At 49.5% G+C, this 14,436-nt stretch carries 11 protein-coding genes and 1 pseudogene; 2 read left to right on the top strand and 10 right to left on the bottom strand.

The features are described from left to right. Positions 1-11: 11 nt before the first annotated feature. The 10 genes from GO003_RS23685 to GO003_RS23635 form a co-directional block, all read right to left on the bottom strand. Entirely contained in the window at positions 12-452 is a 441-nt protein-coding gene (locus GO003_RS23685) for a putative iron-sulfur cluster-binding metallochaperone (RefSeq protein ID WP_159654118.1), read from the bottom strand. A 17-nt stretch (positions 453-469) separates the two neighbouring features. Continuing rightward, positions 470-1,180: a MerT/CopZ fusion-like heavy metal transport selenoprotein gene (locus GO003_RS26730; protein ID WP_331725260.1), complete on the bottom strand. Its 711-nt coding sequence runs from the start codon at positions 1,178-1,180 to the stop codon at positions 470-472. Positions 1,181-1,248: 68 nt separating this feature from the next. Next, the gene (locus GO003_RS23670) at positions 1,249-1,674 is read right to left on the bottom strand and encodes a MerR family transcriptional regulator (protein ID WP_159654124.1); all 426 of its coding nucleotides are present in this window, start codon (positions 1,672-1,674) and stop codon (positions 1,249-1,251) included. Positions 1,675-1,753: 79 nt separating this feature from the next. Beyond that, the gene (locus GO003_RS23665) at positions 1,754-2,110 is read right to left on the bottom strand and encodes a hypothetical protein (protein ID WP_159654126.1); all 357 of its coding nucleotides are present in this window, start codon (positions 2,108-2,110) and stop codon (positions 1,754-1,756) included. Between the two features lie 70 nt (positions 2,111-2,180). Next, the gene (locus GO003_RS23660) at positions 2,181-4,427 is read right to left on the bottom strand and encodes a copper-transporting P-type ATPase (protein WP_231089255.1); all 2,247 of its coding nucleotides are present in this window, start codon (positions 4,425-4,427) and stop codon (positions 2,181-2,183) included. Positions 4,428-4,501: 74 nt separating this feature from the next. Beyond that, positions 4,502-5,842 (bottom strand): HD-GYP domain-containing protein, encoded by a 1,341-nt coding sequence (locus GO003_RS23655; RefSeq protein ID WP_159654130.1) that lies wholly within the window; start codon positions 5,840-5,842, stop codon positions 4,502-4,504. 86 nt (positions 5,843-5,928) lie between these two features. Continuing rightward, positions 5,929-6,270: a hypothetical protein gene (locus GO003_RS23650; protein ID WP_159654132.1), complete on the bottom strand. Its 342-nt coding sequence runs from the start codon at positions 6,268-6,270 to the stop codon at positions 5,929-5,931. Between the two features lie 151 nt (positions 6,271-6,421). After that, entirely contained in the window at positions 6,422-9,574 is a 3,153-nt protein-coding gene (locus GO003_RS23645; protein ID WP_159654134.1) for an efflux RND transporter permease subunit, read from the bottom strand. Next, positions 9,567-10,967: an efflux RND transporter periplasmic adaptor subunit gene (locus GO003_RS23640; RefSeq protein WP_159654136.1), complete on the bottom strand. Its 1,401-nt coding sequence runs from the start codon at positions 10,965-10,967 to the stop codon at positions 9,567-9,569. Before GO003_RS23640 ends, GO003_RS23645 begins: the two co-directional genes overlap by 8 nt. After that, positions 10,960-12,249 carry a TolC family protein gene (locus GO003_RS23635; protein ID WP_159654138.1) on the bottom strand — a complete coding sequence of 430 codons (1,290 nt, stop codon included), beginning with the start codon at positions 12,247-12,249 and terminating at the stop codon, positions 10,960-10,962. The genes GO003_RS23640 and GO003_RS23635 overlap by 8 nt, the downstream gene beginning before the upstream one ends. Before the next feature lie 773 nt (positions 12,250-13,022). On the opposite strand from GO003_RS23635, the gene GO003_RS23630 reads away from it, so the two are divergent. Then, positions 13,023-13,625 (top strand): cation transporter, encoded by a 603-nt coding sequence (locus GO003_RS23630; RefSeq protein ID WP_159654140.1) that lies wholly within the window; start codon positions 13,023-13,025, stop codon positions 13,623-13,625. A 109-nt stretch (positions 13,626-13,734) separates the two neighbouring features. Beyond that, positions 13,735-14,162: pseudogene (gene tnpA / locus GO003_RS23625) on the top strand (IS200/IS605 family transposase). Positions 14,163-14,436 lie beyond the last annotated feature (274 nt).

The following is a 14,436-nucleotide window of genomic DNA, read 5'->3' as shown; positions in this document are numbered from 1 at the left end:
GGTCACTACACTTATATGAGAGTGTCCCAACCACTTTTTTCTAAACGTTTAAAATTTGCTAAACAGCATTGGCCTGATGGGTTCCTGATTTCACAGGCGCATTCGCTTGCTTTGGTGCGTTGCATGACAAAAGTCTTGATCTGCTCTGCCTGGTGATCGTTTAACGCCGATAAATACTGCTCGGCGTTTATGTCAAAGCAGTAACAAAGCGCGTCGTTCTGAATCGCTTGATAGCTTCTTAAGTGCTGTTTGGGAAGGGTGTTGCCGGCGTTGGAAAAGTAAGCAATCGGGCATGTTTTTGCCGGGCAAAAATAATAGCTATCGGTAACGATTGACTGATTCTCGGGAAACCGTACCTGATGGTACAGCGTAGGCATGCTAACGCTTTTGCATGCGGAACCGCATTCCGGACAAATCTGTTTGGTAGTCGTGGAGCCGCAGCAATCAGACATAGACGGTATCCTCGTCCTTATTGGGTAATAGGTGTGACGAGAGAACCCGGATAACCGGCATCCGTCGTGGCTTTGATCAAGGCGGCACTATTGGTTTTGTGGACGTCGAAAGTAACCACGGCCGTTTTGGCATCGTAATCGACAGCCACTTTTTGCACGCCGTCGACTTTCTGCAAGGCTTTCTTGATAGTAACTGTACATAGGCTACAGGTCATATTCTCTAACTTCAGTGTCACCGTCTGTTGTTGGTTTGGCAGTGCCACTGTGGTTTCAGCATAGGCCGCTGGCATCCACAAAGTGGTCGGTAACAACAAGCTTATCAGTAACAATCCGGATTTAATGGTCATAGCGTAATTCTCTCAAGCCAGGAAAAAAGGCGCCAACCAGGGAAAGGCCAGTAGACTTAAAACGAATGCGGAACCCAGCCAAAACAGTAGGCGCCGTCGGCTTTGGTTATGAGCTGCGGCACAGCTTTCACCGACATTACAGCGCTCAGGCGTCAGATAGAGTTTTCGATAACCGAGTCCGATAAAAATCAGGGTTAGAATAATGAAAAATGGCCGGGCCTGTTCCATAGCCGTCAACGTGCTGATCCATGCGCCGCCAATACCCAACGACAACAGCAAAAAAGGCCCGACACAACAGGCCGAAGCCCCAACAGCGGCCATAAAAGCTCCGAGACCCAACCATGACGAGGTTTTAACTGCATTTTCACGGTCTTTAGTCATGCCAATCTCCTAAGCCAAACCATGCGCGATGTGGGCAAGGAGTCTAAACCCTGTTGTTTAGAACAGAGTCAAGTGCGTAATTTAAAATCAGGGTTGGTTGATGCATCATCGCTAAACGCATCGAGAATCGCGCAACGCGCGGATGGCTCTGTTTGCTGACAGTTCTCGACCAGAGTTCCCAATACCTGACGGAGAGTCGTTAAATCTCTGATTTGTTGATCGATCTGCTGGTATTTTTGCTCGGCAAGTTGTCGCGCATCGGCACAGTGCGCTCCATCAAGTGATAACAAGGTGGCAATTTCTTTCAAGGTAAATCCGGCCTGTTGCGCGCGCTTGATGAAGCGCATTCGGGCTATCGTATCAACCGAATACATTCGATAACCGTCATCGGGCTTCGCCGGTTCCGCCAGTAAACCAATGCGTTGATAGTGGCGGATGGTTTCGATGGTGACTTCGGTTTGTTTGGCCAGTTTGCCTATGGTCAAAGGTGGCATTTTTAGGTTCTCTCTCTAAAGCGTTCGGCGGTCATATCCGATATATTTTAACTGCTACGCACTTTTAGCCCTTGACTGATTAATTTGGGAATTTGGAAGCAATTGAATGCTGCAAATGTGCCAATTCCAGGTTTTCGTGCTCGGCCTGACTGTAGATTTTGATTAGGGTTAAACAATGAGGTATGAATTCGTTATACTGCTCATCTTCTACAGGAAGAAGTGCTTGGTATTCTGCCAAACGCTTTTTGTGTTCTTCTGACATCGCTTTCATTTCACGGGCCATCTGCTCATAATGCGCAGCAAGCGCCTCGTGGTCAGCCTTGGTCTTAGCTTTTTCGATGGCCACCGTCATATCCATGCGGTGAGGATAATGTTGGGCGCAACTTACCAGCAAGTTTAAAACTGCGGCACTTAGTATTATTTTTATTATGCTCATAGTGTACATCCTTCTTATTGACTACATAAATTCCGTAGCATCGAGCCTTGTGCAACATATCGAGGTTGCTTCACAGTTTCATCCGATTCAATCGGAGTGCATTACTGATTACCGATACAGAACTAAAACTCATCGCGGCGGCGGCAATCATCGGCGAAAGCAAGATGCCGAAGAACGGATATAGCATACCTGCGGCAATCGGCACACCCAGTGCGTTATAAATGAAAGCGAAGAATAGATTTTGTCGAATATTACGCATAGTGGCTCGACTTAATTGCCGTGCGCGGACGATGCCGCGCAAATCACCTTTGACCAGCGTCACTCCCGCACTTTCTATCGCCACGTCGGTACCCGTACCCATGGCAATGCCTACATGCGCTTGGGCCAGGGCTGGGGCGTCGTTGATACCGTCACCCGCCATCGCTACAATAGAGCCCTTAGTCTGTAATTGTTTAACGATTTCAGCTTTCTTTTCCGGCAATATTTCAGCCTCAACCCGATCTATACCGAGTTTTTTGGCGACTGCATGGGCGGTGGTTTTATTGTCGCCAGTCAGCATGACCACTTTGATACCGGCTGCGTGAAGGGCCTTCAGTGCTTCCGGTGTTGTGGATTTGACTGGATCGGCAACGCTGATAAGTCCAGCGAGTTTACCGTCAACACCCACGAAAATGACTGTCTGCCCCGTTTGGCGTAACTCGTTTGCTTGTTGTTTCAAAGGGTTGATATCGATGTTCTGCGCCCCCATTAATTGAATATTACCCAGTGAAACCTGGCGGCCTTCTATGTTGCCGCAAACGCCTTTCCCAGTGAGAGATGTAAAACGCTCGCTGGCTGACAGTACAATGCCTTTTTGTTCAGCACCTTTGACAATAGCGGCTCCTAAAGGGTGTTCACTAGCCCTTTCCAGACTAGCTCCGAAATACAATACCTCTTGCTCCGAAAACACTGGAGTGGCAATTACCGCCATTAAACTAGGCTCACCCTTTGTCAGGGTGCCGGTTTTATCGACCACCAGCGTGTCGACTTTTTCCATGAGTTCCAGAGCTTCGGCATTTTTAATCAATACTCCAATCTGTGCGCCTTTGCCAGTGCCAACCATTATCGAAACAGGTGTGGCTAGACCCAGCGCACAGGGACAAGCAATAATGAGTACCGCAACAGCATTAACAACGGCATGTGCCAAACGAGGCTCCGGCCCCCATTGCCACCAGCAAGCCAATGTCACAATAGCCGCTATCACAACAGCCGGCACAAAATAAGCCGCTACTGTGTCAGCTAGCTTCTGAATTGGAGCCCGACTACGCTGTGCTTCACTGACCATTTTGACAATCTGGGCCAGCAAGGTATCGTTACCGACTTTCTCCGCCCGCAATATTAGGCTGCCAGTCGTGTTCATGGTCGCACCTATCAACCTATCTCCCACATTCTTTGCCACCGGCATCGGTTCGCCTGTCACCATGGATTCATCGACATGGCTCGCGCCTTGGGACACAACTCCGTCTACAGGAATCTTTTCTCCGGGACGAACGCGCAGTATGTCGCCCTGTTTGACCTGTTCCAGTGCAATATCGTCCTCTCTGCCATCCTTATGCACCCGTCGCGCGATTTTTGGTGCCAGTTCCAGCAGTAGCTTGATGGCCATATTGGTGCGGCTGCGTGCTCGCAACTCCAATACCTGTCCAAGCAAAACCAAGCTAGTAATCACTGCTGCGGCCTCGAAATATACCGCCACCTGGCCCCGGCTGTTACGCATAATAGCTGGGAATATATCCGGCGCTAAAAGTGCCACCAAGCTATAACCCCAGGCGACCCCGATACCCAGTGCAATCAGGGTAAACATATTTAAACTACGATCTACTACAGAACGCCAACCTCGCTGGAAAAAAGGCCATCCGCCCCATAAAACAACTGGAGTCGCTAAAGCGCATTCGAACCATTGCAGCCATTGGTTGACGAAAGCATTGGTAATCAAGTTCGGCAAAATATCATGCGTCATCGCCAAAATGAACACCGGTAAGGTCAATGCCGTGCAAAGCCAAAATCTGCGACTCATGATCGCCAACTCGGTGTTATCTTCTGCTTTCACCGGAACGTTACGGGCCTCCAGAGTCATGCCGCACTTGGGACAAGAACCAGGTTGTCTTTGCACCACGTCCGGATGCATTGGACACACATATTCGATAAGCGGCTGCGTTTCCTCAGTAACTATCAAAGCTAAAGCCATGCTGCATTTTGGACAAATCCCTGGCTGTATCTGTCTAATTTCCGGGTGCATGGGACAGGTATAGACTTGCGCTTGCCAGGGTGTTTTCATGACCATCTCCTGCTAATTGCGGCCGAACGTTGATGACGCGAGACCAGTTCGAATCGAATGAATGGTGAAATTTCTTACGTACATAATTTTTTCGAGCATCTTTCAAAATCAGTGTTTAAAAAATATGGGGCAATAAGCTGATGTAACATTACTTCAATCTGTTGCTCTTCAAGCCCACCGATTTCGTCATACAGACGGCGTGCAATCGGTGTAAACGCATTAACTAAGCGTGGATCAAAGTGATTGCCGCGACCCTGTTCAAGTGCGGCGATGGCATCCGTTACAGGCCATGGTTCCTTATACGGCCGTTTCGAGGTTAAGGCATCGAATACATCCACAACGGCGAATATCCTTGCATTCAAAGGGATCGCCTCGCCCTTTAAGCCTTCCAAATAGCCGCTACCATCGAATTGTTCATGATGATATAGGACCACGTCTTTTGCCCCCTGCAACCAACTTGATTTGTTCAGAATGTTGACGCCTAAGGCCACATGCAACTTCATGTCCTCGAATTCTTCCGGCGATAATTTCCCCGATTTCAACAAGATCAGGTCACGGATGCCGATTTTGCCGACATCGTGTAAAAAAGCGCCTGTAATTAGATCGCGGATGTCGGTTTGGGGTAGGCCGATAGCTTCACCTAGACGCAAGGCATAAAAGGTCACTCGATAGTTATGGCTATTGGTGTTGGAATCGCGTTCGGCAATCGCACCGCCGAGCACATTCATTAGTTGGAGATTACCTTTAAGTAAGTCTGCCGAAAGTCTTATCAATTCTCTGTTCAGCAACAAGATGATCGGGTATATCAATAGCGCTGCGAACGTAATTCCAAGCGTCGCAAACATTAATTTGCGAAACAGGCCGTATTTAATAGTGTCGAGAGTATTTTTATCGACTTGATAAACACCCTCGAAATAGCCAATCAAGCTATTTTGAGCATCCAATAAAGGGACTAGAATCACCAGAAGCAATTTGCCATGCATCAGATGAAACTGATGTGAAAACTCACCCTGTTGCGGAAACCGATGGCGGAAACGATTAATATCATGTTCGACAACCTCAAATCCTTGCCTAATGGTTTCAAGTTGGAGTTGTTTGTTGAGATCGTATAACTCAACCACCCAAAAATGTTGGTTAACTAATTGTTCCGCCAAATTTCGAAGATGAAGCCTAGCGTCGGCATCCAGTCTATCCATATTATGAGCGGATTCACCGCTAAAACTTGCCGACTCTTTGAGCGCAAGTTCATGCACAAAATGTCGAACGCGATTGACCTCCAGCCAAAGAACGATGCCACCAATCGCCAGGCTGAGGCATAACCATCCGAAAAACAATCTGGTCAAAATCAATCGGTGTACCGTTCGACTGATTGAGTGAGTCGGAATCGATTTAAACTTAGCTTTTATCTTTGGCATTCTCTGACGAAGAAACGCTAATTGGGGAAGCTGCATCGGGCGTTACGACGAAGGAGCAAATCCGCTCCCTCGCCGGCTGGTAAGATTTACATTTCGCGATGTGCTTTTGCCATGCTTAAATTCGCTTCGACTGCATTTTCATAGATCGAAATCAGCCTTCTGCAATGGCCTTTTAAGTTTTCGGCTTGCTTTCCGTACAAATAGGCGTGTGATTCATATTTACTCAGCAGTTTTTTATGTTCATCGACTTTAAGCTGCATCTCTTTCGCAGTCTCTTCGTAGTGTTGCGCCAACGCTTCGTGGTCGGCTTTGGTTTTTGCGTCTTGAACAGCTTGGCTCATGTCCATGGGATGAGTATCCATTTCGGCACAGGCAGGCAGCAGCAAACCTACGGTTAAAAATAGGGGGATTAGCAGGTAAGTTTTCATGGGTGTTCTCCGGTAAAATGCGATTGAGTGTTGAATATCCAGCAATTTTAAGATTAATAACGAGTAATCATAGGCTTGACTCCTTGGTAAGTGTCGAATAGATTAAATCATTCCACTGATCTGTTAGTTGCACATGTCCTTGAATATGGATTCAGTTTGACAAGCTATGTTTACGGGTTTCCTGGAATTGCAGTACCAGACTATAGATCACTGGAAATACCAAAAGACTCAACATCAAGACCGTCAGCATACCGCCGAGTACCGGCGCAGCGATGCGTTGTGTTACGTCCGCACCGGTGCCAGTGGCCCACATGATCGGAACCAAACCCAACATGGTCGTGAAGGCCGTAATTGCAACCGGACGGACGCGCATGGCCGTAGCGGCTTCGACGGCGTCCTTGATTTCCAGCCCCGTTAACGGCGACTGTTTTTGCGCGCGTAGTTTGGCGATTTCTATGTCGATGAAATTCAGTACCATCGCGCCAGTCTCGGCGGCCGTGCCGGCCAGGGCGATGAAGCCGACATAGACGGCCACCGATAAATTGAAATCGTACCAGTAAATAGTCCAAATCCCGCCTATCAGGCCAAAGGGAATCGTCAACATCACGATGATCGGCTCTGCAATATTTCTGAAAGAAAAATACAGTAGCAAGAAGATCAACAGCAAGGTCAAAGGTACGACGATGCGCAGCCGCTGTGCCGCCCGTTCCATGTATTCGAACTGGCCCGACCAACTGACCGTATAGCCTTTCGGTATCTCGACCTGTTGTTCCAGGGTTCGTTTGGCCTGAGCGACAAAGCCGCCGATATCGGAGGTTTTAATGTCGACGTAAATCCAGGCGTTCAGGCGAGCATTTTCGCTTTTAATCGAAGGCGGTCCGCGGCTGAGCTCTAAATCGGCCACCATCGCCAGCGGGATTTGGGCGCCGGTTGGGGCCGGAATCAGAACCCGTTTCAGGCTTTCCAGGTTGTCCCTGAGTTCGCGCGGGTAACGAAGGTTGACCGGATAACGCTCCAGGCCTTCCACCGTTTCAGTCACGTTCATACCGCCGATCGCACTTTGGATGATGTCTTGCACGTCGCCGACCGTCAAACCGTAGCGTGCGGCGGCGTCCCGATCGATGTCGAAATCAAGGTAATAGCCGCCAACCGAGCGATCGCCGAACGCCGACAGCGTGTCCGGCAGCGTTTTCATTGCCTGTTCAATTTCCTTGGACAAGCGTTGTAATTCATTCAAATCCGGTCCGGACACTTTGATGCCGACCGGCGTCTTGATGCCGGTAGACAGCATGTCGATGCGGGTTTTAATCGGCATGGTCCAAGCATTGGCAATACCGGGGAAGCGAATGGCTTGATCCATTTCCTTCATTAATTGCCGAGTGGTCTTATTCGGGTCCGGCCACTGATCTTTGGGCTTGAGCCGAATCGTGGTTTCAATCATCGATAAAGGCGCCGGATCGGTCGCGGTATCGGCCCGACCGACTTTACCGAAGACATGCTGTACTTCGGGAAAGGTTTTTAATATCTTGTCGGTTTGTTGTAATAGTTCTTTCGCTTTAGTGATCGATATGCCGGGAAAGGTCGACGGCATATACAGGATATCGCCTTCATCCAAAGGCGGCATGAACTCGCTGCCGGTCTTGGACAAAGGATAAGCAGTAGACCCCAGCGCAATTGCGGCAATCAATAGCGTAGTTAGGCGCCAACGCATGGCGATTCTTAACACGGGCGAATGAAGGATATGCAGGAAGCGGTTGGCTGGATTTTTGTGTTCCGGAATAATGTTGCCGCGAATAAAGTACCCCATCAATACCGGTACGACAGTGACTGTCAACATTGCCGCGGCGGCCATCGCGTAGGATTTGGTAAAGGCGAGTGGGCTGAATAGCCGGCCTTCCTGAGCCTGCATCGCAAAAATGGGAATAAATGAAACAGTGATTACCAGCAACGAAAAAAACAGCGTAGACCCCACCTCTTTCGATGCCGTGGAGATGGCTTGCCACCGTTCTCGTTCCGTCAGGTCGGCCTTTTTCTTTTCGGCTGCTTCAACCAAATGCTTATGTGCGTTTTCGACCATGACGATGCCGCCATCGACCATGTCGCCAATCGCAATGGCGATGCCGCCCAAGGACATGATGTTGGCGTTGAGCCCTTGCAATTTCATGACGATAAAAGCGATCAGCACGCCCAGCGGTAAGGTAATCACGATTACCAACGATGATCGCAAGTGCAGCAAAAACAAGCCAACCATCACGCATACGATGATCAATTCTTGGGTCAATGCCTCGTACAAGGTCGCAACCGCACTTTCGATCAGATCACCTCGATCATAAACCGGGACGATTTCGACGCCTTCTGGCAGGCCTTTGCTCAGTTCCTCAAGCTTGGCTCTGATCCCGATGATGGTCTGTTTGGCGTTTTCACCAAAGCGCATGATGACGACACCACCGGCCACTTCGCCTTCGCCATTCAGTTCCACCACGCCACGGCGCAGTTCCGGCCCTATATGGACATGAGCGATATCCTGAATGCGGATGGGTGTGCCGTTGGCGTCGACACCGACCGGTATGCCGTTGATGTCATCGATGCTCCGTATATACCCAAGGCCGCGCACCATGTATTCGGTTTCGGACATTTCGACCAAGCGGCCGCCGACATCGTTATTGGAGCGCTGGATCGCCTGCTTGACTTTGCTCAATGAGATGCCGTAGGCGGTCAGCGCATTAGGGTCTACTTCAATCTGGTACTGTTTGACGTAACCGCCGACCGAAGCGACTTCGGATACTCCGGACACGGTTTGCAACGGATAACGCATATACCAGTCTTGAATGGAACGCAGTTGGGCCAAATCGTGCTTGCCGGTTTTGTCGACCAATGCGTATTCATACACCCAGCCGACGCCGGTGGCGTCCGGCCCCAAGGATGGATTGACACCTTTCGGCAAGCGGCCGCTGACATAGTTGAGATATTCCAACACCCTCGATCGGGCCCAATACATGTCGGTGCCGTCATCGAAAATGATGTACACGAAAGAAAAACCGAAGAACGAATAACCGCGAACGACTTTGGTTTTCGGCACGGCCAGCATGGCGGTAGTCAAAGGATAAGTGACCTGGTCTTCGACGACCTGAGGCGCTTGTCCCGGGTATTCCGTGAAGACGATGACTTGCACGTCGGATAAGTCCGGTATCGCGTCCAAAGGTATATTTTTGAAGGACCATAGTCCAGCCAATCCCAGGATAATAGCCGCCAATAGCACGATGAAACGGTCTTTGAGCGAACTATTGATTAATGCATTAATCATGTCGATGGTCTCCCTGTTGCACGGCATGTTCTCCAGTATCGATGGGTTCAAGCGGCCCCTTCGAATGTTGATGCTCGGGCACGGAATCGCTATCGACCGGCTCGTCGGCGGCGTGACCGGGAGCGATCATCTTGACGGTCGCCTCGCGTAACTTGGATTCCGAATCGATCAAAAATTGTGCCGAGGTAACCACTTCTTCACCGGCTTCAACGCCTTCCAATACGGCGACTCTGCCGTTAGAGGCAAGCCCCAGCGTCACTAGGCGCGGCTCGAACTTGCCCGGAGCCCGCTTCACGAAGACTTGATCTCGGGTGCCTGAACGGACGATCGCTTCGCTGGGCAGGGTCACCGCTTTCAACTGTCTACGGGCCATGATGGCGACTTGCGCATACATGTCCGGTTTCAGTAACAGTTCCGAATTGTCGAACGCCAGCCGGACTTTTATGGATCGCGTTTTGGCCTCGGCATAGGGATAGACATAAGCCAACCTACCCTTGAAAGTGCGGCCCGGAATTCCCGCTAACTGCATTTCAACCGGGTCGCCTCCTTTGACCCAAGGCAATTCATATTCATAAATATCGGCGTAGACCCAGACGGTGGAGAGATCGGCTATCATGTAAAGCTCGGTGGCCGGCGTGACATATTGACCTTCGCGAACGCCAATATTCATGACGATGCCTGCGGCCGGAGAATGAATATGTAGACTTTTTTTGATTTGCTGCGTGCGAGTCAGGTCGTGCAGTTGATGGGTTGGCACATCCAGTAGTTTCAGGCGTTCACGCGAACTTCTGAGCAATTCCTCGGCTCCACGGCGAATATCCTCGATAGGACTATTTTCCAGGGCTTTGAGGTTATTCAGCGCCAGAATGTATTCCTGTTGACTCGCCACCAGTTGGGGAGAATAAATACTGAGCAAGTCGTCGTCTTTTTTGACCCATTCCCCGGTTTTATCTATCCGCAAAGTTTCTATCCAGCCTTCTGTTTTTGGATGTAGTCGAATCAGGCGTTCTTCGTCGTAGGCAACCCGGCCCACCGCCCTAACGATGTGCGATAGCGTTTCCTGGCGAGCGATGGCCGTACGGACACCGATGTTTTGTTCGGTCACTGGATCGATTTTGACGGTGCCTGACGGCTCGGTGGCGCCGTTTGAATCATCGGCATAGACTGGAACGTAATCCATACCCATGGGGTCTTTCGCCGGCACGGGCGAAGTCACGGAGGGATTCATCGGATTGCGGTAGAACAAGAGGCGCTTTGTTTCGCCGTTTGTTTTTGCATTAGCGCGACTATCTTTATGCTCAGATGTATTTTGATGGTATTCGGTCAACCAGCTGCCTATGCCGATCCCTATCGTTAATGTTAGAACGGAAACCAGCCAACTTGTCTTATTCATAGATTTCTTCCTTGCCGACCATGGCACTCAATTGAGCTAACGCCTGATTGGCTTCGCTTAAAGCCTTCCAGTATTGGGTTTCATAGTTGTATAAGGTGATTTGGCTGCGCACCAGATTCAGGAAATCGACCTTGCCCACCTGATAACCGGCCAACATAGAGGCAACGGTTTGCCGAGCCTGGGGAATGATGCCGCTTTTAAATAGAACCACCTGATTCTTGGTTTGATGAAAATCGCTATAGGCGGTTGAAATATCGGCTCGTACACGGTTCCACTCGTCTTGTAATTCATACCTTTGCTGCATCAATTCGCTGGTACGTTGATCAACCGCCTTGGCTTGTCTGCTGTCCAAAAAAATCGGAACCGTCATGCTCAATTTCATACTAAGAAAATCCGCTCGATCGGCATTCGCGAGTGTGTTGTCACGAATGCCATAAGAGGCACCGACATTAAAATCCGGAAAATAGTCTTTCTTGGCCAACTCCAAACGCGTTTGCGCCACATTGACCGATTCGCGCCGGGAAGCGAGCAATGCCCTGGCGTTTTCCGCTTGTTCGAATAATGCAGACTCCGCCATCAAGTTGGGCAATGTTTCCGAAACCGCTTTGGGTAAAGCGATTTGCTGATCCGCCGGCCTATCGAGTAAGGCATTCAATTGCGCTTTTGCTCGTTCGCGAGTCCCGACGAGAACAAGTTCGTTATCTAGCAGGCGGGATAGTTCCAGTTGCGCCAATAGCACATCCTGTTGTAAGCCTTCGCCCACTTGATATTTGGTTTGCGCGATCGCAACGAATTGCCGAAGTAAATCCTGATTGGCCTTGATAATTTCCAGTGCACGGTCTAGATAAAACAGCGACCACCAGATCTTTTTCACGTCGCGCAATAATCGCCACCTCGCTTCGATGACATCGTGCGCGGCGGCCTCGGCCGCAAAACCGGCGGCTTGTTCGTTTAACGCCAATTTGCCCGGAAAGGGTATGCTCTGCGATACGCCGAATTGCATTTGCGTCATCGGTTCCTGCCGGGTATCGAAGGTATCGGTCGGCAAGTTCAGCGAACTGAAACTGATGGCCGGGTCGGGTAACGTGCCGACTTGCGATGGGATAGCGGCCATGGCTTGGGCTCGTGCGTTGATCTGCGCCAAGCCGGGATTGTCCTGCACGGCAAGTTCGGTGGCGGCTTGTAAAGACAAAACAGGTTGCTCCGTACTGTAGGCGGCACTACAGGCAAGCCACAATACCGCTATCAGATGGTAGCGGGTAATGGGTAAATCTGGCGACATAATGATCCTCAAAACGTCATATTGGCGACGACAATCAATGCGATCCAACTAATCAGCGATAGCGCGTTGGAAAACCTGAACCGCGATTGCCTTGAAGGCCTTATAAACCAGGTGTTGGAAGGCCGTTCTAAAACGCTTAAAGGGTCGCTGTAGGTGGCTTTGTGTTAGGCGGGAGATGGAGGGAAAGGAATTCCGGCTTTGCAAACGCGACGTAGTTAGTTACGCGCTGCAATGAAAGGAATATGAAAGACGAAGCAAGCGCACAATCGACGCAAACATGAAAGTTGCAAGTAGAAGGATGATATTTACTGGGATGGCAATGATGGTCTTGTCCGACGTTTGATATGTTCTTGTCAGTCGCCAAATCATCACTGGAAATGGAATGCACTGTAGAAAATAATTCGTTGCCGGAGTAATGCGCATACGTCACACTTACAGGCATGACTGCCATGATGAGCATTAACAATACGACTAGCCTGCGGCTGAACATTTTGGATATCTTAGATTCTATAGTAGCGAAATGATCCTTCTTTTAAGCCTATACCTAATTTGCTAAGAAAACAAACACTTTTGAAATTTAAATCCCTGATGGTCTGCTAATTTACCGGTTATTACCGAATTTGAGAACTTACCACTGGCAAGGTTGAAAAACTGTAATATTTCCTAAAGCCTGTTGCCATTCGATGTTTCGGATTTACGTTGCATTCGGGTTTGATAAACGAATGAAGTTTATGCCATCATTTAATCTAATTTCAATGTTTCGAGATTAGCCCATGGCATCCTGTTGCGAAAACGACTGTGCGGCGGAAGCACTTCTGGAGAGGCAGCGCGGTACCTTAATCAAGGTATTGTTGATCAACGCGGTGATGTTCGCAGTCATTGTATTTGCGGCGCTGTATGGCAAGTCCACCGCTTTGCTATCCGATTCCCTGGATAATTTGGGCGATGCAATGACTTATGGCCTGAGCCTGTTTGCCGTCAGCCGCAATTCCCAAACCAAAGCTCGCGTTGCACTGTTCAAAGGCGGATTAATTTTTGCAGCATCGGCGGGTGTGGTAGCACAAATTGTCAATCGTCTGGCAAACCCGGAACTACCGTCGTATCAAGTCATGGGTATATTCAGCTTGGCCGGTTTAGCCGCGAATGGACTTTGCCTTTATCTGCTTTGGCGACATCGTCACGAAGATATCAACATGAGTTCTGTTTATGAGTGTTCGCGCAATGACATTGCGTCCAATTTGTCGGTCATTATAGCCGCAATAGGCGTTTGGGCATTGGATAATCATTGGCCGGACCTAATCGTCGCAGCCTTATTGGCCACACTTCTACTTTTGTCGTCAATAAGAGTTCTTCGTGGTTCAATTAACCAAAAATGAGAAATCCCCCGGCTCTGCCGGGGAGACAGCAAAAGTTTGATATTTAGAGGAGTCCATCAGGACACTCGAACGCGTGAGCCGCCAAGCAAACGCGAAAAAGGAGAACCTGATGGACGAGAACGAAAGCTTAAGCCACTCGAAATGGGAGTGCAAATATCATGTGGTATTTATACCAAAGTGCCGGCGTCGAACGCTGTACAAGGAATTGCGAAAACATTTAGGGGAGGTGTTTCGGAGGCTTGCGGGCCAGAAAGAGAGCCGGATACTGGAAGGTCACTTGATGCCGGATCATGTGCACATGCTGATTTCGATCCCGCCGAAATATGCGGTGTCGCAAGTGATTGGTCACATCAAGGGCAAGAGCGCGATTCATTTGGCGCGGGTTTATGGTGAACAGAAACGGAATTTTGTAAGGCAACATTTCTGGGCGAGAGGTTATTTTGTGTGGTAGGTCGGGATGAAACGATGATTCGGGAGTATATCCGGCATCAAGAACAGGAAGACCAACGAATTGAACAAATGAACCTTTGGCAGTGAGTCGCCGCCTATGGGCGGCCATTATGAAAGGGCCGCGTTAGCGACCCTATTTACCGCTTTGAGCGGTTCACAACATAAAGCCCCCGGCTTTGCCGGGGGATACTTACTGAACTCAGACAATAGTCATGCTCCAAACGTAAAAGTTGTTAGGCATTATGCCGCTTGGACGTGCTTTACGGATTCCGACGCGATGTTTCGATATCAGTAAACCAACTAAGCGTATGAACTTTTAGTCGTTAGGTTTTGTCCTTTTAAAAACCGGTTTACCAGCTCG

Source organism: Methylicorpusculum oleiharenae (assembly GCF_009828925.2).
Classification (GTDB): domain Bacteria; phylum Pseudomonadota; class Gammaproteobacteria; order Methylococcales; family Methylomonadaceae; genus Methylicorpusculum; species Methylicorpusculum oleiharenae.
The sequence above is the reverse complement of the archived record's forward strand: the minus strand, read 5'-3'. Positions and strand labels throughout refer to the sequence as shown.